Genomic DNA, 24546 nt, shown 5'->3' on the forward strand with positions numbered 1-24546 from the left:
GCACGAGCGTGGCACGACTCCCCGGTAACGACCAGACTTCCGTTATGTCGTGGACGGTGTTAGGGCTGGTCAGGGCGAGCCATCCGGAGCCGACCGCCGCGGTCACCACAGTGGCCGGCCTACTCGCGGTCGGCGTCGGGCACCCACCCGGCGGGATCGCCACGGTGGCGCTCACCGTCGCGGCGAGCCAGTTCGCGGTCGGGTGGACCAACGACCTGCTCGATGCCGACCGGGACGCCACGGTGGGGCGTACCGACAAACCGGTGGCGACCGGCGCGGTCGGCCGGCGCCCGGTGGCGGTGGCCGCGTTGCTGGCCGCCGCCGTCACCGTGGGGCTGGCCCTGAGCACGAACCCGACGGCGGCGCTCTGGGCCACCATCGGCCTGGCCTCGGCGCTGCTCTACGACTGGCCGCTGAAGTCGACGCCGGTCTCGGTGCTGCCGTACGCGGTCTCCTTCGGCGCGCTGCCCGCCTTCGTGGTGCTGGCCCTGCCCGGCGCTCCGGCACCGCCGGTCTGGCTGCTCGCCGCCGCGGCCCTGCTCGGCGCGGGCGCGCACTTCGCCAACGTGCTGCCCGACCTCGCCGACGACGCCCGGACCGGGGTGCGCGGGCTGCCACACCGGCTCGGCCCGGCGGGCAGCCAGGCCGCGGCCGTCGGGCTGCTGCTCGTGGCGACCGGCACGCTGGTGTTGGGGCCACCCGGGCCGCCGTCGGGCCTGGGCCTCGCGGCGGTCGCGGCTGCCGTGGTCATCCCGGCCCTGGCCTGGTACGCCGGCCGCACCGCCGACCGGGCCGGGGCACGACCGGCGACCGCCTTTCGAGCGGTGATGCTGGTGGCCCTGATCGATGTCGTCCTGCTGGTCACGAGCGGCCGGCTGGTCTGAACCTCTCACCCCGCCAGGTGGCCGCACCGGGTCGGCGTGCGGCCCACGATCAGCCCCAACTACCCTGGAGCGCGGTCTGCGCGGGCATGGCCAATCCGGTCCGGCGGCGTGGCCGGGGTGTGATCGTGACGAGGAGGACCGACGTGACGCGCTCGATCAGGGGTTCCCGGCGGGCTGCCGTGCTGCTGCCCGGGATCGCGGCGGCAGCCGGGCTGCTGCTCTCCGGGTGCGGCGCCGGCCAGATCTCCGAGACGGCCAACAAGGTGCCGTCGATCCAGGGCGTCAACCTCCAGGCCGGCAACGGCGCGTACGGCGTGCGGAGCGTCCTGGTCGGCTACCCCGGCGTCGAGGGCTACCGCGCCGGCGACGACGCCGTGCTCAACGCGGTCTTCTACAACGACTCGCCGAACCCGGTCACGGTGACCGTCACCTCGTCGGACGCCGCTGAGGTGGTGCTCACCACGGTCCGCGCCGCGACCAGCCCGTCGCCCACCGGATCGCCCTCGCCGACGGCCTCCCCGTCGCCGGAGGAGTCCCCGGAAGGCTCGCCGTCCCCCGAGGGGTCGCCGTCGCCCAGCCCGACCGGATCTCCGGCCACCGAGCCGGCCCGGATCGTGATCCCGCCGCTGAGCTACGTGCAGCTGAACACCGAGGGTGAGCGGGTGCTCCAGCTGCTCGGCCTGAACAAGACCCGGCACGCGGGCGAGAACATCACGCTGACCTTCGACTTCGGCGGCGGCGACACGATCACCAGCCTGGCGCCGATCGCCGTGCCGCTCACCCCGGCCCCGCCGCCGTCACCGATCGTCGAGCGCCACACCGAGTACGAGGGCGAGGGCTCGCACTAGCACGCTTCCCGACGGCGTCGTCGGCGTGGTGGACACCATGCCGGCGACGCCGTCGTCGTACCCGGGGGTTAGCGTCCCTCGGGTGAGCATCTCCCGATCGACCCCGGCCCGGGGGGCGGCCGGTGGGCGCGGCAAGGCCGCCGCCCGCGAGCCCCGTCCCGCGTACGAGTGCGACGCCTGCGGGCACCAGCCGCCGAAGTGGGTGGGACGATGCCCGGAATGCGGCGAATGGGGATCGGTGGTCGAATGCACCGTCACCGGTCCGACCGTCGCCGGCCGCGTGGTCAGCTCCCGGATGCCCGCCGAGCCGGCCCGGCCCATCGCCACCATCAGCGCGGCGCCGGCCCGCGCCCGGCCCACCGGGGTCAGCGAGCTGGACCGCGTACTCGGCGGCGGCCTGGTGCCCGGGGCGGTGGTGCTGCTCGCCGGGGAGCCGGGGGTCGGCAAGTCCACCCTGCTGCTCGACGTCGCCCAGCAGTGGGCCGCCGGGGCCGGCAGCCCTTCGCTGGTGGTCAGCGGCGAGGAGTCGGTCAGCCAGGTGCGGCTGCGCGCCGAGCGGATGGGCACCCTGCACGACCAGCTCTACCTGGCCGCCGAGAGCGACCTGGCGGCGGTGCTCGGTCACCTCGACGCGGTCAAACCCGGCCTGCTGGTGCTCGACTCGGTGCAGACCATCTCCACCACCGGCACCGAGGGGGTGCCCGGCGGGGTGACCCAGGTCCGGGCGGTCACCGCCGCCCTGGTCGCGGTCGCCAAGGAGCGTGGGGTGGCGACCGTGCTGGTCGGCCACGTCACCAAGGACGGCCAGGTGGCCGGGCCTCGGGTGCTGGAGCACCTGGTCGACGTGGTGTTGCACTTCGAGGGCGACAAGCACTCCTCGCTGCGGATGGTGCGGGGTGTCAAGAACCGGTTCGGCGCCGCCGACGAGGTGGGCTGCTTCGAGATGCACGAGGGGGGCATCAGCAGCCTCGCCGACCCGTCCGGGCTGTTCCTGACCCGCTACTCCGAGCCGGTGCCGGGCACCTGCGTGACCGTGGCGATGGAGGGACGCCGGGCACTGGTCACGGAGGTGCAGGCGCTGATCGGCGCGACGGTGGCCGGTTCGCCCCGGCGTACCGTCTCCGGCCTCGACTCGGCCCGGTTGGCCATGGTGCTGGCGGTGCTCCAACGCCGCACCGAACGGCTCACCCTGCACGATCGGGAGGTCTTTGCGGCCACCGTCGGCGGCATCCGGGTGGTGGAGCCCGCGGCCGACCTGGCGGTCGCCCTGGCCGTCGCCTCCGGCGGGCTCAACCTGGCGATCGCGCCGCACCTGGTGGCGATCGGCGAGGTCGGCCTGACCGGCGAGGTACGCCGGGTGGGCGCGGTGCCGCGCCGGCTGGCCGAGGCGGCCCGGCTCGGCTTCCGACTGGCCCTGGTGCCGCCCGGCTGCGGGCCGACCAGCACCGGTGCCGGCCCCGAGCAGATGCGGGTGGTCGAGGTCGCCGACGTCCGTTCGGCGTTGCAGGCCGCGGCCCGGGCATCGGCGGAGTAGAGCCGCGCCGGCACCGGCCGGTCGGTGCCGGATCGTGACACATCACAGTAACCGCGGGAGCACCCACCGCAGGGCAGTCCGTAGACTGTGCCCGTGCCAGTCGACCGCGACACCACCAAGCCTGCCGGCGCGACACCCCACGCCCGCACCGGTGCCGTCGGCGCGCCCGCCCGTGCGATCAGTGTCAGCGTGACCGGAGGAAGCAGCACCGGCGACCCGCTGCGCGCCAATCTGGCCCTGATGGCACCCGGCACCGCGCTGCGCGACGGTCTGGAGCGCATCCTGCGCGGTCGGACCGGCGCGCTGATCGTGCTCGGCTACGACAAGGTGGTCGAGGGGTTGTGCACCGGCGGTTTCCCGCTGGACGTCGAGTTCTCCGCGACCCGGGTCCGCGAGCTGTGCAAGATGGACGGCGCGGTGGTGCTCTCCAGCGACGGCACCCGGATCGTCCGGGCGGCGGTGCACCTGATGCCTGACCCGACCATCCCGACCGAGGAGTCCGGCACCCGGCACCGCACCGCCGAGCGGGTCGCCCGGCAGACCGGCTATCCGGTGATCTCGGTCAGCCAGTCGATGCGGATCATCAGCCTCTACGTGAACGGCCAGCGGCACGTGCTGGACGACTCGGCGGCGATCCTGTCCCGGGCCAACCAGGCGCTGGCGACCCTGGAGCGGTACAAACTCCGGCTGGACGAGGTCTCCGGCACCCTCTCCGCGCTGGAGATCGAGGATCTGGTCACCGTACGGGACGCGGTGGCCGTGGTGCAGCGGCTGGAGATGGTCCGCCGGATCGCCGACGAGATCGCCGGGTACGTGGTGGAGCTGGGCACCGACGGCCGGCTGCTCGCCCTTCAACTGGACGAGTTGATGGCCGGGGTCGACGCCGACCGCACCCTGGTCATCCGGGACTATCTGCCCACCGGCCGCAAGTCCCGCACCCTCGACGAGGCGCTGGTCGAGCTGGACCTGCTCAGCGCCACCGAGCTGATCGACCTGGTCTCGGTCGCCAAGGCGATCGGCTATCCGGCCGCCTCCGACGCGCTGGACGCGGCGGTGAGTCCACGCGGTTTCCGGCTGCTGGCCAAGGTGCCCCGGCTGCCGGTGTCGGTGGTGGACCGGCTGGTGGTGCACTTCGGCAGTCTCCAGCGGCTGCTCGGGGCCACGGTCGAGGACCTCCAGACCGTCGAGGGCGTCGGCGACGCGCGGGCCCGCGGCGTACGGGAGGGGCTTTCCCGGCTGGCCGAGGCGTCCATCCTGGAGCGCTACGTCTGACAGTGCTCGCCGCTGCGGCGGCGCTCAGCCGGTGAGGACGAGCTTCGCCGACTGGCTCAGCCGGGTGCCGACCCGCGCGAAGACCTCGTACGTCCCGGCCGCCAGCGTGGAGCCGTCCGCCAACCCGTTGGCGCACCGGCTGCTGTCCTTGCCGTTCCAGGTGATCCGGTAGGAGCGTTCGAAGCCCGGGGTGAAGGACTGCACGTCCGACCCGGCGGCGGTGCCGCAGGTGTCCGACGACCAGACCGTCTCGGCCCCGGACTTGATGAACAACTCCTGCGCGTCCGCGCCAACGTCCCGGCTACAGGTCCGCTCCGACCGATTACGGATCTTGAGATGCAGGTCGACGGCGGCGCCACGGACCACCTCTGCCGGCAAGGCCACCGCGGTCACCAGCAGATCCGCGTCCGTGCAGGAACCCTGGTCGGTCACCGGAGTGTTCGGCCGCGGCGGATCGTTGCTGAGGGTCGGCTCGGTCGACGGACCGGTCGACGGATCGTCGGCCGGTGTGGACGGGCCGGCCCCGGCGTCGCCCGACGGTGGCGAGCCGGTCTGCGGGGTCAGCACCGACCCGGTGGGATCCGGCGCGCCGGACGACGTGCCCGGGTCGGGCTGGCCGCTGCCGGTCGGGTTGGCACCGCCGCCCGGCCCGGTGCACGAATACAGCAGGACGACAAGGAAGAGCAGGACCGCGCCGAGCACGACGGCACGACGCCGCCAGTACACGGCGGGAGGCAGGGGGCCGACCGTCAGACGCATGATGCCCCCACCGTAGCCGCGGTGCGCGCAACGGACGGTAGCGACGCGCCGGAGCCCGGACGAGCCATCCGATCGGACCCTCCATTCACGACAGTGCGGGCGGCGACCAGCGCCGCGCGGTCACCGAAGGTAACGGTGCGATCTGTTCAGAGGTAGACCTTGCGCTGGTAGATCGCATGGGCACCGGCCACCCGGTCCAGGAAGAGCAGGCCGCCGCAGTGGTCGATCTCGTGTTGCAGGGCACGCGCCTCGAAACCGTCCGTCACCAGGCGTACGAACTTGCCGCTGCCAGGCAACACACCCTCGACCACCAACCGACTCGCGCGCTTGACATCACCGGTCAGGTCCGGCACCGACATGCACCCCTCCCGGCCCGCCTTCCAGCGGGTCGCCTCGACCACCCGGGCGTTGCAGAGCACGAACGTGCCGTGCACGGTGACCGCCTTGGGATGCCCGGTGACGTTCACCGCGAACACCTGCGCACCCACTCCCACCTGCGGGGCGGCCAGGCCAACGCAGCCGGGAGACACCCGCATGGTGGCGATCAGATCGGCCGCCAGTTGGACGGTCTCCCCGGCCGTCGGGTCGACCTCCGCACCGGCCCGGCTGAGCACCGGGTTCGGGGCGGAGACCACCGGCAGCACCCGACCTTCACCCAGCGTCTCCGGCGTCCAGTCGCCGAGGCCGGCGTACGCCTCCGCCTGCGGGTCCAGCTCCGACCCGCCCGTCTCGCCGGTCACAGCAGGTCCGGTTCGGCGGGACGGAGCGTGACGTCGACGCCCAGACCGGCGGCGGCGTCGGCCAGCTGGCCGGCGAGCGGACCCGCCGCGCCGGGCGGCAGGTCGACCTCGGCAACCACCACGTAGAGCGATCCCGCCAGCCGGGTACTCAGGTCGGTGACGTTGCCGCCGGCGTCGGCCAGCACCCGGGTCACCGCGGCCACGATCCCCATCCGGTCGGCGCCGTGCACCGCCATCACGTACGGTTCGCCGGCCGGCGCCGTCTCACCGTCGGGCGTCACCGCGCGTACGGTCGCCAGCAGCTGGCCGCCGGCGGCGAGCGGGGCCAGTGCGGCCTCGACCTCGGGGGCGGCCGGGCCCACGCAGATCAGGGTCATCGCGAAGTGCCCTCGCAGCCGGGTCATCGTGCTGTCGGTGAGGTTGGCCCCGAGCCGGGCAAGCACCTCGGCGACGTCGGCCACGATGCCGGGCCGGTCCCGACCGATGACGGTGATCGCGAGCTCGTTCATCCGAGCATTCTCCCCGATCCACCCGCGCCGCTGGCGGCTGCCCCGCCCGGACCGTCCGATCACCGGGACCACCGCGCGTGAGATCATCGGCGGCGCGATGACAGAGCCCACCTTCGCCGGACAAGTGAGCCGGTGGTACGAGCAGAACGCCCGAGACCTACCGTGGCGCGCGCCCGACGTGACCGCCTGGGCGATCCTGGTCAGCGAGGTCATGCTCCAGCAGACCCCGGTGGCCCGGGTGCTGCCTGCCTGGCAGGCGTGGCTGGACCGGTGGCCGACGCCGGCCGCGCTCGCCGGCGACAGCCCGGCGGAGGCGATCCGAATGTGGGGACGGCTCGGCTACCCCCGTCGGGCGGTGCGGTTGCGGGAGTGCGCGGTGGCCATCGTGGAGCGGCACGGCGGTGACGTGCCGGATCGGCTGGAACAGTTGCTCGCCCTGCCCGGCGTCGGCACGTACACGGCACGGGCGGTGGCCGCCTTCGCGTACGGCCAGCGGCATCCGGTGGTCGACACCAACGTACGCCGGGTGGTCTGCCGGGCAGTGGCCGGAGAACCGGACGCCGGCCCGGCGACCCGGCCGGCCGACCTGGCCGCCACCGAGGAGTTGCTGCCCGCCGAGCCGGCCGCCGCGGCCCTGGCCAGCGCCGCGATCATGGAACTTGGGGCGGTGGTCTGCACCGCCCGCTCGCCCCGCTGCGGCGTGTGCCCGGTCGAGGCGAGTTGCGCGTGGCGGGCCTCGGGGCAGGTCGCTCCGGCCGGCCCGACCCGCCGCCCCCAGCGGTACGCGGGCACCGACCGCCAGGTACGCGGCCTGCTGCTCGGCGTGCTCCGGGAGTCGACCGGGCCGGTGCCGCACCGGCGCCTGGACCAGGTCTGGGCGGACGACGTGCAGCGGGCCCGGGCCCTGGCCGGTCTGGTCACCGACGGGCTGGTCGAGCCGGTCGGCGAGACGTCGTTCCGCCTGATCGGTGACGGTCCGCCGGCCCCGGTGGTCAGCTGACCCGCCGGTGCGCCCGCCGGCCGTCGGGACGCGGCAGGGCCGGCCCCACACCGGGGGCCGGCCCTGCCGATCCATGTCGCAGCTGGGTCAGGCGGAGTAGCCGCGGCTGGCGATCCAGTCGGCCAGCGCGTCGGTGCTGATCCAGTACTCGGCCTGGGCCGGGTTGGCCGAGTCGGCGATCTTCGCCTGGTCGCCGTTGTCCCGGTAGCCGGTCACCGAGATGTAGTGGCCGCCCTCGAAGGAGTGGCTCACCCCGTCGGTGTCCGTGGTGGCGCCGATGACGTTGGCCACCACGCTCCGGCCGTCATCGACCGCGCTGACGATGTCGGTGCGCAGCCGGTCGGCCTGGGCGGCGTCGGCGCTCCGGCCGGGGATCTCCACGGTGCGGTAGACGTCCTTGCCGGCCTTCTTGTTCAGTGCCTTGGTGGTCAGGTACGCCGAGTCGGTGCCGCTCTCCGTGGTGCCCATCTCCCGGGCCAGGTCGTCCTGCGAGACGTTCTTGTCCATGGTGGTCAGGGCGTTGCGCACGGCGGCCGGGCCACAGTAGTAGAAGTTCGGCTGGGCCTCGTAGCGCACGTTCAGCTGCCGCTCACCCTTGCCGTGCCCGCGCTCGGCGAGCGCGGCCAGCGGGTTGGTGCTCTGCGGGGCGGCGGTCGCGCTCATCGGGCCGGCCATCATCCCACCGGCGAAGACGGCACCGGCGGCGGTCAGGGCGGCCTTGTGGATCAGAGTAGCCATGTTCGTTGCCTTCCATCTCGGGGGGATCGACACGACACCCGGTAAGGGAGGGGTGCGAAACCGCGTCGGAAGGAGTGGGCGCCGGTCAGCGGAGCGCCTGTCACGGGTGCAACGGCCTCGGCCGGCCCGGCATTCCGGGCCGCCGAGCGCAGGGCCGCTGCGGTCACCCCCGGTACAACGACTCCCGGCACCGCCCCATGCCCCGCCGGCCCGTGACGGCGGCCACCCGGACAACGATCACCTGTCGCTCGGGTACCAGAGGGCACATCCGACCCAAATGTCCCACCCTGGCCCCCGCCGACGTGGTCGACGTCGGGGTGCCCGTCTTCTGCTGCGAAGCAGACATGGCGGCGGCCCGGTGGCATCCGCCACCGGGCCGCCGTCGATCTGGCTGACGACCTACTCGTCCGCGCCCGCGGCCGCGGTGCTGCCGCCGAGGTCGGCCGGGACCGCGTCCGGCACCTCGACCGGCCGCTCGGAGCCCCGGAAGAGGAGTGTGGATTTGTCGGTGTTGTTGGGGTCGCCTTCGCAGTCGACCACGACGATCTGTCCTGGGGTGAGTTCGTTGAACAGGATGCGTTCGGAGAGGTTGTCTTCGATGTCGCGTTGGATGGTGCGGCGTAGTGGGCGGGCGCCGAGGACGGGGTCGAAGCCCTTGACCGCGAGGTACTTTTTGGCGTTGTCGGTCAGTTCCAGACCCATGTCCTTGTTACGGAGTTGGGTTTCGATGCGGGAGATCATGATGTCGACGATCGAGAGGATCTCGGTCTGGCGGAGCTGGTGGAAGACGATGGTGTCATCGATGCGGTTGAGGAACTCGGGCCGGAAGTGCTGCTTGAGTTCGTCGTTGACCTTCTGCTTCATCCGGTCGTAGTTCGACTCGGAGTCCTCGGACTGCTGGAAGCCCAGGCTGACGGCCTTGGCCACGTCCCTCGTGCCGAGGTTGGTGGTCAGGATGATGACCGTGTTCTTGAAGTCCACGATCCGGCCCTGACCGTCGGTCAACCTGCCGTCTTCCAGGATCTGCAGCAGGGTGTTGAACACATCCGGGTGGGCCTTCTCGATCTCGTCGAACAGCACCACGCTAAACGGGCGACGCCGCACCTTCTCGGTCAGCTGCCCGCCCTCGTCGTAGCCGACGTACCCGGGCGGCGCACCCACCAGCCGGGACACCGTGTACCGGTCATGGAACTCGGACATGTCCAACTGGATCAACGCGTCCTCGGACCCGAACAGGAACTCGGCGAGGGCCTTGGACAACTCGGTCTTACCCACACCCGACGGGCCGGCGAAGATGAACGACCCGGACGGACGCTTCGGATCCTTCAACCCAGCCCGGGTCCGCCGGATCGCCTTCGAGACCGCCTTGACCGCGTCTTCCTGACCGATGACCCGCTTGTGCAGCTCGTCTTCCATCCGCAGCAGACGCGAGGTCTCCTCCTCGGTCAGCTTGTAGACCGGGATACCCGTCCAGTTGCCCAACACCTCGGCGATCTGCTCGTCATCAACCTCCGAGACGACGTCCAGGTCACCGGCCTTCCACTCCTTCTCCCGCTGCGCCTTCTGCCCCAGCAACTGCTTCTCGGTGTCCCGCAACTGCGCAGCCCGCTCGAAGTCCTGCGCGTCGATCGCGGACTCCTTGTCCCGACGCACCTGAGCGATCCGCTCGTCGAAGTCCCGCAGATCCGGCGGCGCGGTCATCCGACGGATCCGCATCCGCGCACCCGCCTCATCAATCAGATCGATCGCCTTGTCCGGCAGGAACCGATCCGAAATATACCGATCCGCCAGCGTCGCCGCCGCCACCAGCGCCGCATCGGTGATGCTCACCCGGTGGTGCGCCTCATACCGGTCCCGCAAACCCTTCAAGATCTCGATCGTGTGCGCCAGAGACGGCTCACCCACCTGGATCGGCTGGAAACGACGCTCCAACGCCGCGTCCTTCTCCAAATGCTTACGATACTCATCGAGGGTCGTCGCACCGATGGTCTGCAACTCACCACGAGCCAGCATCGGCTTGAGGATGCTCGCCGCGTCGATCGCCCCCTCCGCCGCCCCCGCCCCCACCAGAGTGTGGATCTCATCAATGAACAAGATGATGTCACCCCGGGTCCGGATCTCCTTGAGCACCTTCTTCAGACGCTCCTCAAAATCACCCCGATACCGCGAACCCGCCACCAACGCACCCAGGTCAAGCGTGTACAACTGCTTGTCCTTCAACGTCTCGGGCACCTCACCCTTGATGATCTTCTGAGACAGGCCCTCCACCACCGCGGTCTTACCCACACCAGGCTCACCGATCAACACCGGATTGTTCTTCGTCCGGCGGGAGAGCACCTGCATCACCCGCTCGATCTCCTTCTCCCGCCCGATCACCGGATCAAGCTTGCCCTCCCGAGCCGCCTGCGTCAGATTCCGCCCAAACTGATCCAACACCAGACTCGTCGACGGCGCCGCCTCACCCGCCGCAGCACCCGCCGCAGCCGGCTCCTTACCCTGATAACCCGACAGCAACTGGATCACCTGCTGACGCACCCGGTTCAGATCAGCGCCCAGCTTCACCAACACCTGCGCCGCCACACCCTCACCCTCACGGATCAAACCCAACAGGATGTGCTCCGTACCGATGTAGTTGTGACCCAACTGCAGAGCCTCACGCAGCGACAACTCCAGGACCTTCTTAGCCCGCGGCGTGAACGGAATATGCCCACTCGGCGCCTGCTGACCCTGACCGATGATCTCCTCCACCTGCTGACGGACACCCTCCAGAGAGATCCCCAAACTCTCCAAAGCCTTCGCCGCCACACCCTCACCCTCATGGATCAGGCCCAACAGGATGTGCTCCGTACCGATGTAGTTGTGGTTAAGCATCCGGGCCTCTTCCTGGGCCAGGACGACAACCCGTCGCGCTCGGTCGGTAAACCGCTCGAACATGCCCTCGTGCTCCTCACGTGCCGTGCGCACTCGATCTTGGTGGTCAAGACTCTCGGCGGGCCGGATGCGCGAGCGCCCGGGACGGACGTCCGCGCCTCATTACTCTATCGCCGCGGACCGACTCGGCTGACCTCGTGTGTCTGCGCCGTAGGCCCGGTTCGCGTCGTTTTGCACAACCATCCACGCTCAATCGGTGTTCCGGGCGCGGTGCCTGTACGCGCAGAGCGAAATTCGGCCGGCTGCCGTGAGCCACCGGGAGCACCACACGGAGGCGCCCCGGCAGTGGACGACATCCCTCCGACGCCGTCCACAGGTTGTGGATAAGACATCCACCGGCTGTGGACAACGCCCTCCCCACCGGGATTAGTCCCGGGGACGGCCACGCCGGCCCGGAGGCGCGCTCCGGGCCGGCGTGGCGGACGACCGTCAGGTGCCGGGCCTCAGTGACCGGCCTTGGCGTGGTACTCGTCGACGATCTCCTGCGGGATCCGGCCCCGGTCGGAGATCTCCTTGCCGGCCTTGCGGGCCCAGGCCCGGATGGCCTTGTTCTGCTCGCGGTCGGCGGTGGCGCCACCCCGGCCGCGGGCGGCACGCCCGCCGACGACCACACCGCCGCGGCCCACCTTGCTGCCGTGGGCGATGTAGTCGGCGAATGCACCGCGCAATTTCTCGGCGTTCGAACTCGACAGGTCGATCTCATACTGAACACCGTCGAGCGCGAACTTGACGGTCTCGTCCGCGTCCCCGCCGTCCAGGTCATCGACCAGCTTGTGAATGATCTGCTTGGCCACGTCCCACATTCCTTTCGAGCAGGGCAACTCCTGCCACTATCAGGAGCACAATAACAAGTGAGATGCTTGCCGCGTCAATAGGATGCGGTAAAGACCCGCAGGGAGTTTCCGTACGACTACTCCGAGCGGACCAACGGGAAGAGGATGGTTTCCCGAATTCCCAGGCCCGTCAGCGCCATCAGGAGCCGGTCGATTCCCATTCCCATGCCGCCGGCCGGGGGCATTCCGTACTCCATCGCCCGGAGAAAATCCTCGTCCAGCCGCATCGCCTCGTCGTCGCCGCGGGCCGCCAGTTGCGCCTGGGCGACCAGCCGTTCCCGCTGCACAACCGGGTCGACCAGCTCCGAGTACGCGGTGGCCAACTCGAACCCGAGCACGTACAGGTCCCACTTCTCGGCCAGCCCCGGCTCGCTGCGGTGACCCCGGGTGAGCGGGCTGGTCTCCTCCGGGTAGTCCCGGACGAAGGTGGGCGCCTGCAGGCCGGGTACGACCAACTCCTCGAACAGCTCCTCGGCCAGCTTGCCCGGCCCCCACCTGGGGTCCACGGCCAGGCCCACCTTGTCCGCGTACTCCACCAGGCGGGCCGGCTCGGTGCGGACGGTGACCTCCTCGCCGAGCGCCTCGGAAAGCACCCCGAACAGGCTCACCGAGCGCCACTCGCCGCCCAGGTCGAACTCCCGGCCGTCGGCGTGCGCCACCACCGTCGATCCGCCGACCGCGATCGCCGCCTGCTGCACGAGATTGCGGGTCAACTCGGCCATGGTGTTGTAGTCGCCGTACGCCTGGTACGCCTCCAGCATCGCGAACTCCGGCGAGTGCGAAGAGTCGATGCCCTCATTACGGAAGTTGCGGTTGATCTCGAAGACGCGCTCGACGCCGCCGACCACGGCGCGCTTGAGAAACAGTTCCGGCGCGATTCGGAGATACAGATCGGTGTCGAGCGCATTGCTGTGGGTCACGAAAGGCCGGGCTGCCGCACCGCCGTGCAGCAACTGCAGCATCGGGGTCTCCACCTCGATGAAACCCTGCCCGTGCAGAGAATCGCGCAGGCTGCGTACGGCCGCGGCCCGGGTGCGTACCATCCGACGGGCCTGCGGACGGACGACCAGGTCGACGTAGCGCTGCCGGACCCGGGCCTCCTCGCTCAGCGGCTTGTGCGCCACCGGCAGCGGGCGCAGCGCCTTCGCGGTGATCGCCCACTGCTCGGCCAGCACCGACAGCTCACCCCGACGGCTGGTGATCACCTCGCCGGTGACCCCGACGTGGTCGCCGAGGTCGACCCGGCGCTTCCAGTCCTCCAGCCGCTCCGCGCCGACCCGGTCCAGCGACAGCATGGCCTGGAGCTCGGTGCCGTCCCCGTCGCGCAGGGTGGCGAAGCAGAGCTTGCCGGTGTTCCGCACAAAGATCACCCGGCCGGTCACCGAGACCTGGTCGCCGGTCGCGGTGTCGGTGGGCAGGTCGGCGTAGCGCTCCCGCACCTCGGCCAACGTGCTGGTACGTGGATAGCTGATCGGGTAGGGCTCGACGCCCTCGGCGAGCATCCGGTCCCGCTTCTCCCGGCGGACCTTCATCTGCTCGGGAAGGTCGTCGGCGGGGTCGACTGGCACGGGGCTCTGCTGGGTCACGGCACGCTTCCTCAGAGGGAGAATTCGGGCGGGGTCAAGCCCCGAGCGTACTCAAGCGCCCTGCCGACCGTTACTCGATAGCCCGCCGGTCATGACCGACCCCACTCAGACGTTCCGCTCGTACACCATGCGCAGACCGATCAGCGTGATCATTGGCTCGTGGTGCGTGATCGTCCGGCACTCGTCGAGCACCAGGGAGGCCAGCCCGCCGGTGGCGATCACCGCCTTCAGCTCGCCCAGTTCGGCGGCCATCCGCTCGACGATCCGGTCCACCTGCCCGGCGAAGCCGAAGTAGAGCCCCGCCTGGAGACACTCGACCGTGTTCTTGCCGATCACCGAGCGGGGCCGGGTCGCCTCGACCTTGCGCAGCTGGGCGGCGCGGGCGGCGAGCGCGTCGAAGGAGATCTCGATGCCCGGCGCGAACGCGCCGCCGAGGAACTCGCCCCGATCGCTGATCACGTCGAAGTTGGTGGTGGTGCCGAAGTCGACCACGATCGACGGCCCGCCATAGAGGGTGTACGCGGCCAGGGTGTTCACCACCCGGTCGGCACCGACCTCCTTGGGGTTGTCGATGGCCAACTGGACCCCGGTGCGTACCCCGGGCTCCACGATCACGCTCGGCAGCTCCCCGTAGTAGCGGGTCAGCATGGTCCGCAGCGAGCGCAGGGCGGCCGGCACGGTCGAGCAGGCCGCGACACCGGTGATCTCGACGGCGTCCCCGGCGAGCAGCCCCCGGAACATCAGGCCCAGTTCGTCGGCGGTCGAGCGGGCGTCGGTCTTGATCCGCCAGGAGTGCACCAGCTTGTCGCCGTCGAAGGTCGCCAGCACGGTGTTGGTGTTCCCGATGTCGATGCAGAGCAGCACGCACGAAGCCTAGACGGGTTCACTCCGTACGCAGGTCCAGGGCGATGTCCAGGATCGGCGAGGAGTGGGTGAGCGCGCCGACGGAGAGGAAGTCGACGCCGGTGGCCCCCACCTCGGCGGCGTCGGCGAGGGTCAGTCCGCCGGTCGCTTCCAGCTCGGCCCGGTCGCCGACGGCCGCAACCACCGTCCGCAGCGTCGCCGCGGGCATGTTGTCGAGCAGGAGGAAGTCCGCCCCGGCCTCGACCGCCTCCACCGCCTCGGCGAGCGTGTCGACCTCCACCTGCACCGGCACGTCCGGGAACGCCTCCCGGACCCGCCGGTAGGCGGCGGTGACGCCGCCCGCGGCGAACTTGTGGTTGTCCTTGACCATGGCGGTGTCGTGCAGGCCCATCCGCTTGTTCGTGCCACCGCCCGCGCGGACCGCGTACTTCTCCAGAGCCCGCAGACCCGGAGTGGTCTTGCGGGTGTCCAGGACCATCGCCTTGCTGCCGGTCAGGGCGTCCGCCCAGGCCCGGGTATGGGTGGCCACCCCGGACATCCGGCAGAGCAGGTTGAGTGCGGTCCGTTCGGCGGTGAGCAGCACCCGGGTGGGGCCGGTCACGGTGGCCAGCACGTCGCCACGGGCCACCCGCTCGCCGTCGCGGGCCACCAACGACACCTCGACGGTACGGTCCGCCCCGGTCAATTCGCCGGCCAGTTCGAACACGGCGGCGGCGACGGCCAGCCCGGCGACCACCCCGTCGGCCCGCGCCACCAGGTCGGCGGTGTCGTTCTGTGCGGCCGGGATGGTCGCCACACTGGTCACGTCGAGCCCGTCCGGGCCGAGATCCTCGACCAGGGCGTTCTCGATGATCCGGCGCACCTGGTCCGGGTCCAGCCCGGCCTCGCGCAGCATCCGCTCGGTCTTTCCGCTCATCGGTTCTCCTCCCAGCGACTGGTCAACCGGCCCTGCGCCCCGATCGCGCCGAGCAGGTGGCCCTGCCACCGCTCGTCGGCTGAGGGGAAGTCCTCCCGCCAGTGGCAGCCCCGGGTCTCCCGGCGGGCGTACGCGGCGGCGACCAGCGTGGCCGCGACCGTGATCAGGTTCGTCGCCTCCCAGTCGGCGGTCCGCGGGGTGCCCCGCCCGCCGCCCAGCTCGACCAGTTCGCCCGCGGTCGCGGCGAGCGACGCGGCCGAGCGGAGCACCCCGGCGCCGCGGGTCATGGCCCGCTGCAACGCCGGCGTCGACCCGGCCGGTACCACCCAGCCGGCACCCCCGCGCCAGGCCCCGGTCTCCGCCGGGCGGGCCTGCTCGGGCAGGCCGGAGGCGATGTGGTCGGCGATCCGCCGGGAGAAGACCAGCCCCTCCAGCAGCGAGTTGCTGGCCAGCCGGTTCGCGCCGTGCACGCCGGTGCAGGCGACCTCGCCGCAGGCGTACAGGCCGGGAATGGAGGTCCGGCCGTGCAGGTCGGTGCGGACCCCGCCGGAGGCATAGTGCGCGGCCGGCGCGACCGGGATCAGGTCGGTGCCGGGGTCGACGCCGATGGCCAGGCACGAGGCGACGATGGTGGGGAAGCGCCGGGCCAGGAAGTCGCCGCCGAGGTGCCGGGCATCGAGATAAACGTGATCTTCGCCGGTGGCCAGCAGCACCCGGTGGATGCCCTTGGCCACCACGTCCCGGGGTGCCAGCTCGGCCAGTTCGTGCTGGCCGAGCATGAACCGCTTGCCGTCGGCGTCCACCAGGTGCGCGCCCTCACCCCGCAGCGCCTCGGAGACCAGCGGCTGCTGGGCGTGGCCGGCACCGGGCACGCGGGCGTGTTCCGGCACGATCAGCGCGGTCGGGTGGAACTGCACGAACTCCACGTCGGTGACCGCGGCCCCGGCGCGCATGGCCAGCGCGACACCGTCACCGGTGGAGACCGCCGGGTTGGTGGTGGCCGCGAAGATCTGCCCCATCCCGCCGGTGGCCAGCACCACGGCCCGGGCCAGGATGGCGCCGACCCCGTCCTCGGTGCCCTCACCGAGCACGTGCAGGGTGATGCCGCACGCCGCGCCGAGCCCGTCCGGGCCATCGCCCGGCGCCCGGAGCAGGTCCAGCACCAGCGCGTGCTCGACCAGTCGGATCCACGGATCCCGGCGCACCGCCTCGTGCAGGGCCCGCTGCACCTCCGCTCCGGTCGCATCGCCACCGGCGTGCACGATGCGGTCGGCGCGGTGCCCGCCCTCCCGGGTGAGCATCAGCGAGCCGTCCGGATTGCGGTCGAACTCGGCACCGATCCGCATCAGCTCGCGCAGCCGGGTCGGCCCCTCCTCCACCAGCACCCGCACCGCCGCCGGATCGCAGAGGCCGACCCCGGCGGTCTCGGTGTCGGAGGCGTGCATGGCGGGCGTGTCCGCCGGGTCGAGCACCGCGGCGATGCCGCCCTGCGCCCAGCGCGTCGAGCCCTCGTCGATGTTGACCTTGGTGACCACGGTGACGTGCAGACCCGCCTCGCGCAGGTGCAGCGCGGCGGTCAGCCCGGCCACCCCGGAGCCGACCACGATCACGTCGGTGGTCTCCACCCAGCCCGGCGCCGCAGCGGCCAACAGGCTGGGCAGTGCCGGCAGGCCGACGGTCGGTAGCTCCATAGCCACAGTCAACCTGAATGCTTCTCGGCTCGTGCGGCGGGGGCGGGACGAGTGGTTCCGGCTACTTCGTCCGTACCGGCAGGCCGGCCGGACCCGCGCCCTTGAGCGACCCGGTCACGGTCCGGTTGCTCAACCACAGGTAGCAACGGACGCCCCGGTCCCCGGCCCGCCACCGGCCGGCCCCGGGCGGGCGGACCACCACATCGCTGCGGAAGGCCAGATTGGCGTCGTCCGGCAGACCGGCGTACCGGGCAAGGACCGACCGGCAGCCGGCGTAGAAGGGTGCCCACTCGGCGCTCCGCGTCGGGTACGGGCGATCCGGGGACTGCCACACCCCGGCGAACTCGGCATCGTGGCGCTCGGCGCAGTCCACCTGCACCAGGTTCTGCACCAGCCCGTCCCGGCCGGTACGCGTCTGCTGGCACCCCAACCGCAACGGCGACGGCACCCGGAGCGCGTCCCGCAGGGAGCCCGTCCGCATCACGACCGTGGCCCCCGCCTCGGCCGTGGACACCTCCATCAGGTCGCAGCGGTACCACCGCGAGCCGGCTGTCCAGCCCGGCCCGGAGGGCACCGCCACCGCCAGCCGGAGCCGGCCGGCCCGCCAGTCGTCGCCGACGTGCCCGGCGGCCCGCTTGTCGCAGTCGGCGAAGGCGGTACGCAGTTCGGTCGACGCGACGGGGGGCGGCTCGCTGCGCCCGTCGGGAAAGGCGCCGACGTGCACGGTCTCCACCCGATGCGATACGGCGCAGTCCACCGGCGCGTACCCGGCGAGGGAGACGCTGTCGGTGAAGTCGGCCTCGTGACAGACCCCGGCAGCCGGGGTGAACGGGCCGGGTGGCGGCAGCGCCGCCCAGTCGTCGACCAGATCGCCGTCGAGCCCGTCGGACCCGCTGCAGCCCGCCAGCAGCGCTGCCACGGCGAAGGCCGCGATCAGGGTTTTCGTCGCACGCTGCATGGCGCCGCCTCCCCCAGCCAGCGGCCGTCCCCCGACGGCGCCACCAGGGTAACCAGAAATGACCTTCCGGTGACAGACCGGAATCGGATGCCGGACGCAACGCAGGTGTTAGCAGGGGGCCCTTTTAGTGCACGAGGCGTTAATAAGGGTCCCTTCCTTACACCGAGAGGGGGTTGGGGGTGGGGGTGCCGGCGGTGCCGGGGGCCGCGGTCGAGGGGTCGGCGTTCAACTCGACGACCCGGTTGTCGGCGTCGACGTGCACCACCCGCGGGCGGTACGTGCGGGCCTCGGCGTCGTCCATCTGCCCGTACGAGATCAGGATCACCAGGTCACCCGGGTTCACCAGGCGGGCGGCGGCACCGTTGATGCCGATCACGCCGCTGCCCCGCCGGCCCGGGATCACGTACGTCTCCAGCCGGGCCCCGTTGGTGATGTCCACGATCGCCACCTGCTCGCCCGGCAGCAGGTCGGCGGCGTCGAGCAGGTCCTCGTCGACGGTCACCGAGCCGACGTAGTGCAGATCCGCCTGGGTCACGGTGGCCCGGTGAATCTTGGACTTGAGCATGGTGCGGTACATCGGGACGCCTTTCGCGCGGAAGTGTCAGGGGTCAGCAGGCCGGGTCGAGGCGGACCGGCGCGTTGTCGATCAGCCGGGTGGTGCCCACCCAGGCGGCAACGAGCAGCCGGGCCGGGCCGCGTACCGGCCCCGGCTCCAGGTCGGGATCGGTGAGGACGAGGTAGTCGAGCCGCGCGCCGGACCCGCCGGCGCCGAAGGCGGCATGTGCGGCGGTCAGCACCGCCCCGGCGTCGCGGCCGGCGTCGGCGGCCTCGGCACCGGCGCGCAGCGCCCTCGACAGGCTCAGCGCCACCTGCCGCTCGGCGGGGGCGAGGTAGCGGTTCCGGCTGGACAGGGCCAGCCCGTCCGGATCCCGGACGGTGGGCACCCCGACCACCTCCACCGGCACGTCCAGGTCCCGGCACATCCGCCGGACCAGGGTCAACTGCTGATAGTCCTTCTCGCCGAAGAAGGCCAGCCTGGGCCGGGTGAGCTGGAGCAGCTTCAGCACCACGGTCAGCACGCCGTGGAAGAACCCCGGCCGGCTGAGCCCCTCCAGGTCCTCGCCGAGCGGGCCAGGGTTGACCCGTACCGCCGGCTCGCCACCCGGGTACATGTCGGTCACCGAGGGCGTGAAGACCAGATCGGCGCCGGCCCGCCGGCATACTTCAAGATCGGCATCGAGAGTACGCGGATAGCGGCCGAAGTCCTCGTTCGGCCCGAACTGCAACGGGTTCACGAAGATCGTGACGATCACGTGGTCGGCCCGCTCGCGGGCGGCCCGCAGCAGCGTCTCGTGCCCCTCGTGCAGCGCGCCCATGGTCATCACCACCGCCACCGTCCCGGTCCGGGCGGCCCGGGCCCGGGCCAGTTCGACGCGGGTGTGCACCAGTTCCGTCAGCCGACCCACCTCGCTCGACCTCTGCGGCGCCGTCACGCCGCCACCCCGGTGTGCTCCCCGCCCAGGACGCCGAGCAGCGGCTCGGCGTCGACCGGGCGCAGCCGGCCGGCGGCCACCGCCCGGTCGGCGGTGCGCCGGGCCAGGGCCAGGTAGGCGGCGACCGACTCGGGCGCGGTCACGGCCAGCCGGGCCAGGTGCCGCTCGACGGTGCCCGCGTCGCCCCGGGCGACCGGGCCGGTCAGCGCGTCGTCACCGAGGCTCAGCGCGTTCTCCAGGGCGGCCCGCAGCAGCGGGGCGAGTACCTTCTCGGGCTGCCCCACGCCGGCGTCACGCAGCCGGTCGGCCGCCTCGTTGACCAGGGTCACCAGATGGTTCGCGCCGTGCGCCAGCGCCGCGTGGTAGAGCGGCCGGTCGGCCTCCCCGATCCACTCGGGCACCCCGCCGAGGTCCGCCACCAGCCGTACGGCCAGCGTGCGCAGTTCGGGCGGCGCGGTCACGCCGTACGAGATGCCGGGCAGCCGGCCAAGGTCGTCGGGCGAGCCGGTGAAGGTCATCGCGGGGTGCAGCGCCAGTGGCCGCGCGCCGACCGCGACGGCCGGCGCGAGCACCGCCAGGCCGTGTGCCCCGGAGGTGTGCGCGACCACCTGGCCGGGGCGCAGCGCCCCGTCGGCGGCCAGGCCGGCGACCACGCCGGCGAGCGCGTCGTCCGGCACGGCGATCAGCAGCAGGTCGGTGGCGGCCCGGGCGACCGCGGCGGCCGGGCCGCGGGCGACGGTGGGCAGCAGCAGCGCCAGCCGGGCCCGGGAGGCACCGGAGCGGCCGGTGGCGGCGACCACACGGTGGCCGGCGGCGGCGAGCGCGGCACCCAGGGTGGCACCGACCCGGCCGGCGCCGATGACGCCGACGGTGCGCGCGACAGGGGTGGCGACCTGGGCAGACGGCACGGTCGCGGGCCGCCGACGGGCGGCCGGGTGCAGGCGCAGCGGTGCGCTCATGTGACGATCCAGTCCTCGAGATGGGGTACCGGTCGAGGCCAAGTATGCGTCGCCGACACGGACCCGAAACAAGGATGTGTGAAATCGTTCACCGGCACCCGAGGAGTTCCCCGATGTCGATGCCCTGGCGGGACGCCATGCACCGGGCGCTCTACGGGCCCGGCGGCTTCTTCGTCTCCGGTGCGGGCCCGGCCGCACACTTCCGTACCAGCGTGCACGCCTCACCGGTCTTCGCCGGCGCTCTGCTCCGGTTGATCCACCGACTCGACACCACTCTCGGCTTCCCCGAACCGTTCGAGGTGGTGGACGTGGGGGCCGGGCGGGGGGAGCTGCTCCGCGCGCTGTCAGCGGCCGCATCCACCAGCCCCGCAGCCGGCGACGCCTCGTCCGGGTCGGCCCGTGCGTCGGGCGCCGCGCCGGTTCCGCTGGCCCAGCGGGTACGGTTCACCGCCGTCGAACTCGCCCCACGCCCCGACGACCTCCCCGAACAGATCACCTGGGCCGACCAGATCCCCGCCGGCATCACCGGCCTGCTGATCGCCACCGAGTGGCTCGACAACGTCCCCCTCGACGTGGCCGTCCACACACCCGACGGCTGGCACTACCGCCTCGTCGACCCGACGTCGGGCGAGGAGACGACAGGTGGACCGGTCAGCCAGGAAGACGCCGACTGGCTGACCACCTGGTGGCCCCTCCCCCTGACCCTGCCGACGGACGACCCACCGAACCCGGAAACCCCCACGGACGACCCGTTGGACCCGGCGATCCGGGCTGAGATCGGGCGGACGAGGGATGAGGCGTGGGCGGATGCGGTGGGGCACGTCGACCGGGGGCTGGCGTTGGCCGTGGACTACGGGCACCTGCGTGAGCATCGACCCGTTCACGGGTCGTTGACCGGGTACCGGGGTGGGCGACAGGTGCCGCCGGTGCCGGACGGATCGGGCGATGTCACCGCGCACGTCGCGATGGACTCGGCCGCCTCCGCCGGTGAACGGGTCGCCCGGTGCGCGTACTCCCTGGGGTCGCAGCGGGAGGGGCTGCGGGCGCTCGGGGCCGATGGCGGACGACCACCGCTGAGCCTGGCCGCCCGGGACCCGGCCGGGTACCTGCGGGCGCTCGCCGAGGCGTCGACGGCGGCCGAGCTGACCGATCCGGCCGGGTTGGGCGGGCACTGGTGGCTGTGGCAGCCGGTCGGCCTGCCCGCCGACCGGCTGCCACTCGCTCAGTCCCGACCGACCAGCGCCGACCGGTGGTAGCGCAGCTGCGCCGGCACCGCCGCATCCACCGCCCGCACGGCCGCCTCGGCCCCCTTGAACAGCTCCGGGTCCACGTTGATGATGCAGCCGTGCGCGCCGAAGACGGTGCGTTCCGCCCCGTCCTCCTCGACCCCGACCACCTCGGCGAAGCGGATGCGGTGCACGTCACCGTCCGGATCCCGGAGGGCCAACCCGTCGTCGGTGAGGACCAGTCGCAGCACCCGGGCCTCCCGGGAGAACACCTTGGCCAGTGCCGGCGGCTGGAACAGCCGGCCCGGCGGCAGCTGGCGGCCGTCGACGCAGGCATGCTCGGCGACTCCGGGCAGGTCGACGGTCACCCCGCACGGCACGACCAGCTGGGTGGTCGGGAGGGCGGCCCGGAAGATCTCGCGGACCTCGTCGGAGGTGATCGCGTCGCAGCGCGCCAGCCGGTCGTCCGGTGACAGGTAGGGGCGGCCGAACAACTCCCGCGTCGCCGTCTCCAGCAGCTCCAATTCGAGGAAACGCGGGTCCTGGTACGCCTCGCGGACCGCCTCCCGCTCCTCGGCCAACTCCTCCTCGGTCGGCCCCTGCTCGGCCATCCGGTTCAGCTCGGCCCAGAGGAGCCGGGCCACCTCGGCCTCCTGCCCCTCGCGGGCGTCCACGGTGATCGCGTAGAGCGCGGTGTCGCCGTCGCCGGGCACGGTCTCCCCGGACACCTCGTAGCTGAGGCCGTGGTGGTGGCGGGCGATGCGCTCCAGCCGCTCCGCGAGGACCGACATGCCGAGCACCCAGGCCGCGCCCCGCCGACCCAGCACCGCCGCCCCGACCGCCGGCACCAGATGCTCGGACCAGGCCGGACCGGACTGCGCCGGCAGCGGCGTGGCCGTGGGGTGCTCCGCGCGGGGGCCGGCGGGCAGCGGCAGCCGCAGCCCCTCCGGCGGCGGGCCGGTCAGCACCAGCACCGCGTTGCCGGCGACGAAGAAGCGCGCGGCGTGCGCCCGGACGTCCTCGGCGGAGATCCGGTCGAAGCCCGGCCCGGTCCACGGGGCGAGGCCGGGACCATGGACCCCGAACCGGCGGGTCAGCAGGGCGGCCACCGTCGGGTCGGTGTACGCGCCACCCTCGGCCGCCAGCACCCCCGCCTCCTTCTGGATCCGGTCGAGTGGCAGGTCGGCGAGGGCCCGGCAGACCGCGTCGAGGAACGTCACGATCTGCTCGGGCCGGCCGGTCGCAGTGAACTGGGTGGTGTGCAGATCGACGCTGGCGTTGCGGTCGTGGTGCACCCGGGGCAGGCCGCTCATCGCCAGATGTTCGACCAGGTGGGTGACGCCGATCGTCCGGAAGATCTCGTCCTGCCCGCCACAGCCGAAGATCAGGGTGGCGCTCAGTGGCGCCGGGCCCTGCGCCCACAGCACGGGTACGCCGTCGATCTCGGTTCGTTCCATGGCGCGGATCGTACGAACGGCGGCTGACCGGCGCACCGCCCTTTCGGTCAGCGCCGAGCAGCGGGCGTCCACCGCCGCGGCGCGACGTTCATGGCACGATGGCGGGCATGACCACGGGCGACCTGCGCGAGCTGACCGTCGGCACCGGAGCCGGACTGGTGGCGGGCACCGGCGGGGAACAGCTCGGCACGGACATGGTGCTCAACATCGGGCCGCAGCACCCCTCCACGCACGGCGTACTACGGCTCAAGCTCGTCCTCGACGGCGAGCGGGTGATCGCCGCCGAACCGATCATCGGCTACATGCACCGCGGCGCGGAGAAGCTCTTCGAGGTACGCGACTACCGACAGATCATCGTGCTGGCCAACCGGCACGACTGGCTCTCGGCGTTCGCCAACGAGCTGGGCGTGGTGCTCGCCGTGGAACGGCTGATGGGCATGGAGGTGCCGGAGCGGGCGACCTGGTTGCGGATGGCGCTCGCCGAGCTGAACCGGGTGCTCAACCACCTGATGTTCCTCGGCTCGTACCCGCTGGAGATCGGCGCGATCACCCCGATGTTCTACGCCTTCCGGGAGCGGGAGACCCTCCAGGCGGTGATGGAGGAGGTCTCCGGCGGGCGGATCCACTACATGTTCAACCGGGTCGGCGGGCTGAAGGAGGAGGTCCCGTCGGGCTGGACCGGCCGGGCCCGGGCCGCGATCGGTGAGGTCCGCCGCCGGATGCCCGACCTGGACAATCTGATCCGGCGCAACGAGATCTTCCTGGCCCGCACGGTCGGGGTGGGCGTGCTCTCGGCCGCCGACGCGGCGGCGTTCGGTGCCTCCGGCCCGGTCGCCCGGGCCTCCGGCCTGGACCTCGACCTGCGCCGTGACGAGCCGTACCTGGCCTACGACCAGCTCGACGTGCCGGTGGTCACCCGCACCACCGGCGACTGCCACGCCCGCTTCGAGGTGCTGCTCGACCAGGCGTACGCCTCGCTCGACCTGGCCGAGCAGTGCCTGGACCGGGTCGACCGGCTCACCGGGCCGATCAACACCCGACTGCCGAAGGTACTCAAGGCGCCCGAGGGACACACCTACGCCTGGACGGAGAACCCACTCGGCATCAACGGCTACTACCTGGTCTCCCGGGGCGAGAAGACGCCGTGGCGGCTCAAGCTGCGCACCGCGTCGTACGCGAACGTGCAGGCGCTGGCCACCCTGCTGCCCGGCTGTTTGGTGCCGGACCTGATCGCCATCCTCGGTTCGATGTTCTTCGTGGTCGGCGACATCGACAAGTGACCTGCCGGTCGCTCTGTTTGCCGGACGGTCTGTTTGCCGGGCGCCCTGCTTGGCGGGCGAACTGTGCC

The 24546-nt window shown here is 72.0% G+C and carries 22 protein-coding genes; 7 read left to right on the forward strand and 15 right to left on the reverse strand.

Features of this window, described 5'->3' with window-relative positions:
* Window positions 1-8 precede the first annotated feature (8 nt).
* From ACQPYA_RS28950 to disA, 4 genes are all read left to right on the forward strand, one after another.
* A complete protein-coding gene (locus ACQPYA_RS28950) occupies window positions 9-884 on the forward strand; it encodes a UbiA family prenyltransferase (RefSeq protein ID WP_433530172.1) in 876 nt (291 codons plus the stop codon).
* A 143-nt stretch (window positions 885-1027) separates the two neighbouring features.
* Window positions 1028-1732: a hypothetical protein gene (locus tag ACQPYA_RS28955; RefSeq protein ID WP_433530173.1), complete on the forward strand. Its 705-nt coding sequence runs from the start codon at window positions 1028-1030 to the stop codon at window positions 1730-1732.
* An 82-nt stretch (window positions 1733-1814) separates the two neighbouring features.
* Window positions 1815-3266: a DNA repair protein RadA gene (radA, locus tag ACQPYA_RS28960; RefSeq protein WP_433530174.1), complete on the forward strand. Its 1452-nt coding sequence runs from the start codon at window positions 1815-1817 to the stop codon at window positions 3264-3266.
* A gap of 93 nt (window positions 3267-3359) precedes the next feature.
* On the forward strand, window positions 3360-4538 hold the full coding sequence (gene disA, locus ACQPYA_RS28965) for a DNA integrity scanning diadenylate cyclase DisA (protein WP_433530175.1): 1179 nt from the start codon (window positions 3360-3362) through the stop codon (window positions 4536-4538).
* A gap of 24 nt (window positions 4539-4562) precedes the next feature.
* On the opposite strand, the gene ACQPYA_RS28970 is transcribed toward disA, so the two are convergent.
* The 3 genes from ACQPYA_RS28970 to ACQPYA_RS28980 all read right to left on the reverse strand — a co-directional run bounded on the left by ACQPYA_RS28970 (window position 4563) and on the right by ACQPYA_RS28980 (window position 6546).
* The gene (locus ACQPYA_RS28970; RefSeq protein WP_433530176.1) at window positions 4563-5297 is read right to left on the reverse strand and encodes a hypothetical protein; all 735 of its coding nucleotides are present in this window, start codon (window positions 5295-5297) and stop codon (window positions 4563-4565) included.
* Window positions 5298-5443: 146 nt separating this feature from the next.
* The gene (locus ACQPYA_RS28975; protein WP_433530177.1) at window positions 5444-6037 is read right to left on the reverse strand and encodes a peptide deformylase; all 594 of its coding nucleotides are present in this window, start codon (window positions 6035-6037) and stop codon (window positions 5444-5446) included.
* Window positions 6034-6546 carry a glycine cleavage system protein R gene (locus tag ACQPYA_RS28980; protein ID WP_433530178.1) on the reverse strand — a complete coding sequence of 171 codons (513 nt, stop codon included), beginning with the start codon at window positions 6544-6546 and terminating at the stop codon, window positions 6034-6036. Before ACQPYA_RS28980 ends, ACQPYA_RS28975 begins: the two co-directional genes overlap by 4 nt.
* A gap of 97 nt (window positions 6547-6643) precedes the next feature.
* Between ACQPYA_RS28980 and ACQPYA_RS28985 the strand changes: the two genes are divergently transcribed.
* The gene (locus tag ACQPYA_RS28985) at window positions 6644-7546 is read left to right on the forward strand and encodes an A/G-specific adenine glycosylase (RefSeq protein ID WP_433533670.1); all 903 of its coding nucleotides are present in this window, start codon (window positions 6644-6646) and stop codon (window positions 7544-7546) included.
* A gap of 87 nt (window positions 7547-7633) precedes the next feature.
* On the opposite strand, the gene ACQPYA_RS28990 is transcribed toward ACQPYA_RS28985, so the two are convergent.
* From ACQPYA_RS28990 to ACQPYA_RS29040, 11 genes are all read right to left on the reverse strand, one after another.
* Entirely contained in the window at window positions 7634-8284 is a 651-nt protein-coding gene (locus tag ACQPYA_RS28990; protein WP_433530179.1) for a C39 family peptidase, read from the reverse strand.
* Window positions 8285-8683: 399 nt separating this feature from the next.
* Entirely contained in the window at window positions 8684-11218 is a 2535-nt protein-coding gene (locus ACQPYA_RS28995) for an ATP-dependent Clp protease ATP-binding subunit (RefSeq protein WP_433530180.1), read from the reverse strand.
* A 440-nt stretch (window positions 11219-11658) separates the two neighbouring features.
* Entirely contained in the window at window positions 11659-12009 is a 351-nt protein-coding gene (locus tag ACQPYA_RS29000) for a histone-like nucleoid-structuring protein Lsr2 (RefSeq protein ID WP_433530181.1), read from the reverse strand.
* 116 nt (window positions 12010-12125) lie between these two features.
* Window positions 12126-13634: a lysine--tRNA ligase gene (gene lysS / locus ACQPYA_RS29005; protein WP_433530182.1), complete on the reverse strand. Its 1509-nt coding sequence runs from the start codon at window positions 13632-13634 to the stop codon at window positions 12126-12128.
* Window positions 13635-13739: 105 nt separating this feature from the next.
* Window positions 13740-14498: a type III pantothenate kinase gene (locus ACQPYA_RS29010; RefSeq protein ID WP_433530183.1), complete on the reverse strand. Its 759-nt coding sequence runs from the start codon at window positions 14496-14498 to the stop codon at window positions 13740-13742.
* A gap of 19 nt (window positions 14499-14517) precedes the next feature.
* Window positions 14518-15414, reverse strand: coding sequence for a carboxylating nicotinate-nucleotide diphosphorylase (gene nadC / locus ACQPYA_RS29015; RefSeq protein WP_433530184.1), 897 nt, complete (start codon window positions 15412-15414; stop codon window positions 14518-14520).
* Complete coding sequence (locus tag ACQPYA_RS29020) at window positions 15411-17105, reverse strand: L-aspartate oxidase (protein ID WP_433530185.1); 1695 nt, start codon at window positions 17103-17105, stop codon at window positions 15411-15413. The genes nadC and ACQPYA_RS29020 overlap by 4 nt, the downstream gene beginning before the upstream one ends.
* Before the next feature lie 61 nt (window positions 17106-17166).
* Window positions 17167-18063 (reverse strand): septum formation family protein, encoded by an 897-nt coding sequence (locus ACQPYA_RS29025; RefSeq protein ID WP_433530186.1) that lies wholly within the window; start codon window positions 18061-18063, stop codon window positions 17167-17169.
* Window positions 18064-18220: 157 nt separating this feature from the next.
* Complete coding sequence (panD, locus tag ACQPYA_RS29030; protein ID WP_433530187.1) at window positions 18221-18640, reverse strand: aspartate 1-decarboxylase; 420 nt, start codon at window positions 18638-18640, stop codon at window positions 18221-18223.
* A gap of 31 nt (window positions 18641-18671) precedes the next feature.
* Window positions 18672-19520 carry a pantoate--beta-alanine ligase gene (panC, locus tag ACQPYA_RS29035; RefSeq protein WP_433533671.1) on the reverse strand — a complete coding sequence of 283 codons (849 nt, stop codon included), beginning with the start codon at window positions 19518-19520 and terminating at the stop codon, window positions 18672-18674.
* Between the two features lie 32 nt (window positions 19521-19552).
* Window positions 19553-20515, reverse strand: coding sequence for a Rossmann-like and DUF2520 domain-containing protein (locus tag ACQPYA_RS29040; protein WP_433530188.1), 963 nt, complete (start codon window positions 20513-20515; stop codon window positions 19553-19555).
* Window positions 20516-20628: 113 nt separating this feature from the next.
* Between ACQPYA_RS29040 and ACQPYA_RS29045 the strand changes: the two genes are divergently transcribed.
* Window positions 20629-21771: an SAM-dependent methyltransferase gene (locus tag ACQPYA_RS29045; RefSeq protein WP_433530189.1), complete on the forward strand. Its 1143-nt coding sequence runs from the start codon at window positions 20629-20631 to the stop codon at window positions 21769-21771.
* Here the strand turns inward: ACQPYA_RS29045 and ACQPYA_RS29050 are convergent.
* On the reverse strand, window positions 21738-23198 hold the full coding sequence (locus ACQPYA_RS29050) for a M16 family metallopeptidase (RefSeq protein WP_433530190.1): 1461 nt from the start codon (window positions 23196-23198) through the stop codon (window positions 21738-21740). The genes ACQPYA_RS29045 and ACQPYA_RS29050 overlap by 34 nt on opposite strands.
* Before the next feature lie 98 nt (window positions 23199-23296).
* Between ACQPYA_RS29050 and ACQPYA_RS29055 the strand changes: the two genes are divergently transcribed.
* Window positions 23297-24478, forward strand: coding sequence for an NADH-quinone oxidoreductase subunit D (locus ACQPYA_RS29055; RefSeq protein WP_433530191.1), 1182 nt, complete (start codon window positions 23297-23299; stop codon window positions 24476-24478).
* The last annotated feature ends 68 nt before the right edge of the window (window positions 24479-24546 follow it).

Origin of the sequence: Micromonospora sp. CA-263727, assembly GCF_050942455.1 — a bacterium.
GTDB lineage: Bacteria > Actinomycetota > Actinomycetes > Mycobacteriales > Micromonosporaceae > Micromonospora.

Excerpts from the sequence above, each read along its gene's own strand:
- ACQPYA_RS28970 (WP_433530176.1), bottom strand. The coding sequence starts at position 5,297 with ATGCGTCTGACGGTCGGCCCCCTGCCTCCCGCCGTGTACTGGCGGCGT.
- ACQPYA_RS28980 (WP_433530178.1), bottom strand. The coding sequence starts at position 6,546 with ATGAACGAGCTCGCGATCACCGTCATCGGTCGGGACCGGCCCGGCATC.
- ACQPYA_RS28985 (WP_433533670.1), top strand. The coding sequence starts at position 6,644 with ATGACAGAGCCCACCTTCGCCGGACAAGTGAGCCGGTGGTACGAGCAG.
- ACQPYA_RS28990 (WP_433530179.1), bottom strand. The coding sequence starts at position 8,284 with ATGGCTACTCTGATCCACAAGGCCGCCCTGACCGCCGCCGGTGCCGTC.
- ACQPYA_RS28995 (WP_433530180.1), bottom strand. The coding sequence starts at position 11,218 with ATGTTCGAGCGGTTTACCGACCGAGCGCGACGGGTTGTCGTCCTGGCC.
- nadC (WP_433530184.1), bottom strand. The coding sequence starts at position 15,414 with ATGAGCGGAAAGACCGAGCGGATGCTGCGCGAGGCCGGGCTGGACCCG.
- ACQPYA_RS29020 (WP_433530185.1), bottom strand. The coding sequence starts at position 17,105 with ATGGAGCTACCGACCGTCGGCCTGCCGGCACTGCCCAGCCTGTTGGCC.
- ACQPYA_RS29025 (WP_433530186.1), bottom strand. The coding sequence starts at position 18,063 with ATGCAGCGTGCGACGAAAACCCTGATCGCGGCCTTCGCCGTGGCAGCG.
- panD (WP_433530187.1), bottom strand. The coding sequence starts at position 18,640 with ATGTACCGCACCATGCTCAAGTCCAAGATTCACCGGGCCACCGTGACC.
- ACQPYA_RS29040 (WP_433530188.1), bottom strand. The coding sequence starts at position 20,515 with ATGAGCGCACCGCTGCGCCTGCACCCGGCCGCCCGTCGGCGGCCCGCG.
- ACQPYA_RS29045 (WP_433530189.1), top strand. The coding sequence starts at position 20,629 with ATGTCGATGCCCTGGCGGGACGCCATGCACCGGGCGCTCTACGGGCCC.
- ACQPYA_RS29050 (WP_433530190.1), bottom strand. The coding sequence starts at position 23,198 with ATGGAACGAACCGAGATCGACGGCGTACCCGTGCTGTGGGCGCAGGGC.
- ACQPYA_RS29055 (WP_433530191.1), top strand. The coding sequence starts at position 23,297 with ATGGCGGGCATGACCACGGGCGACCTGCGCGAGCTGACCGTCGGCACC.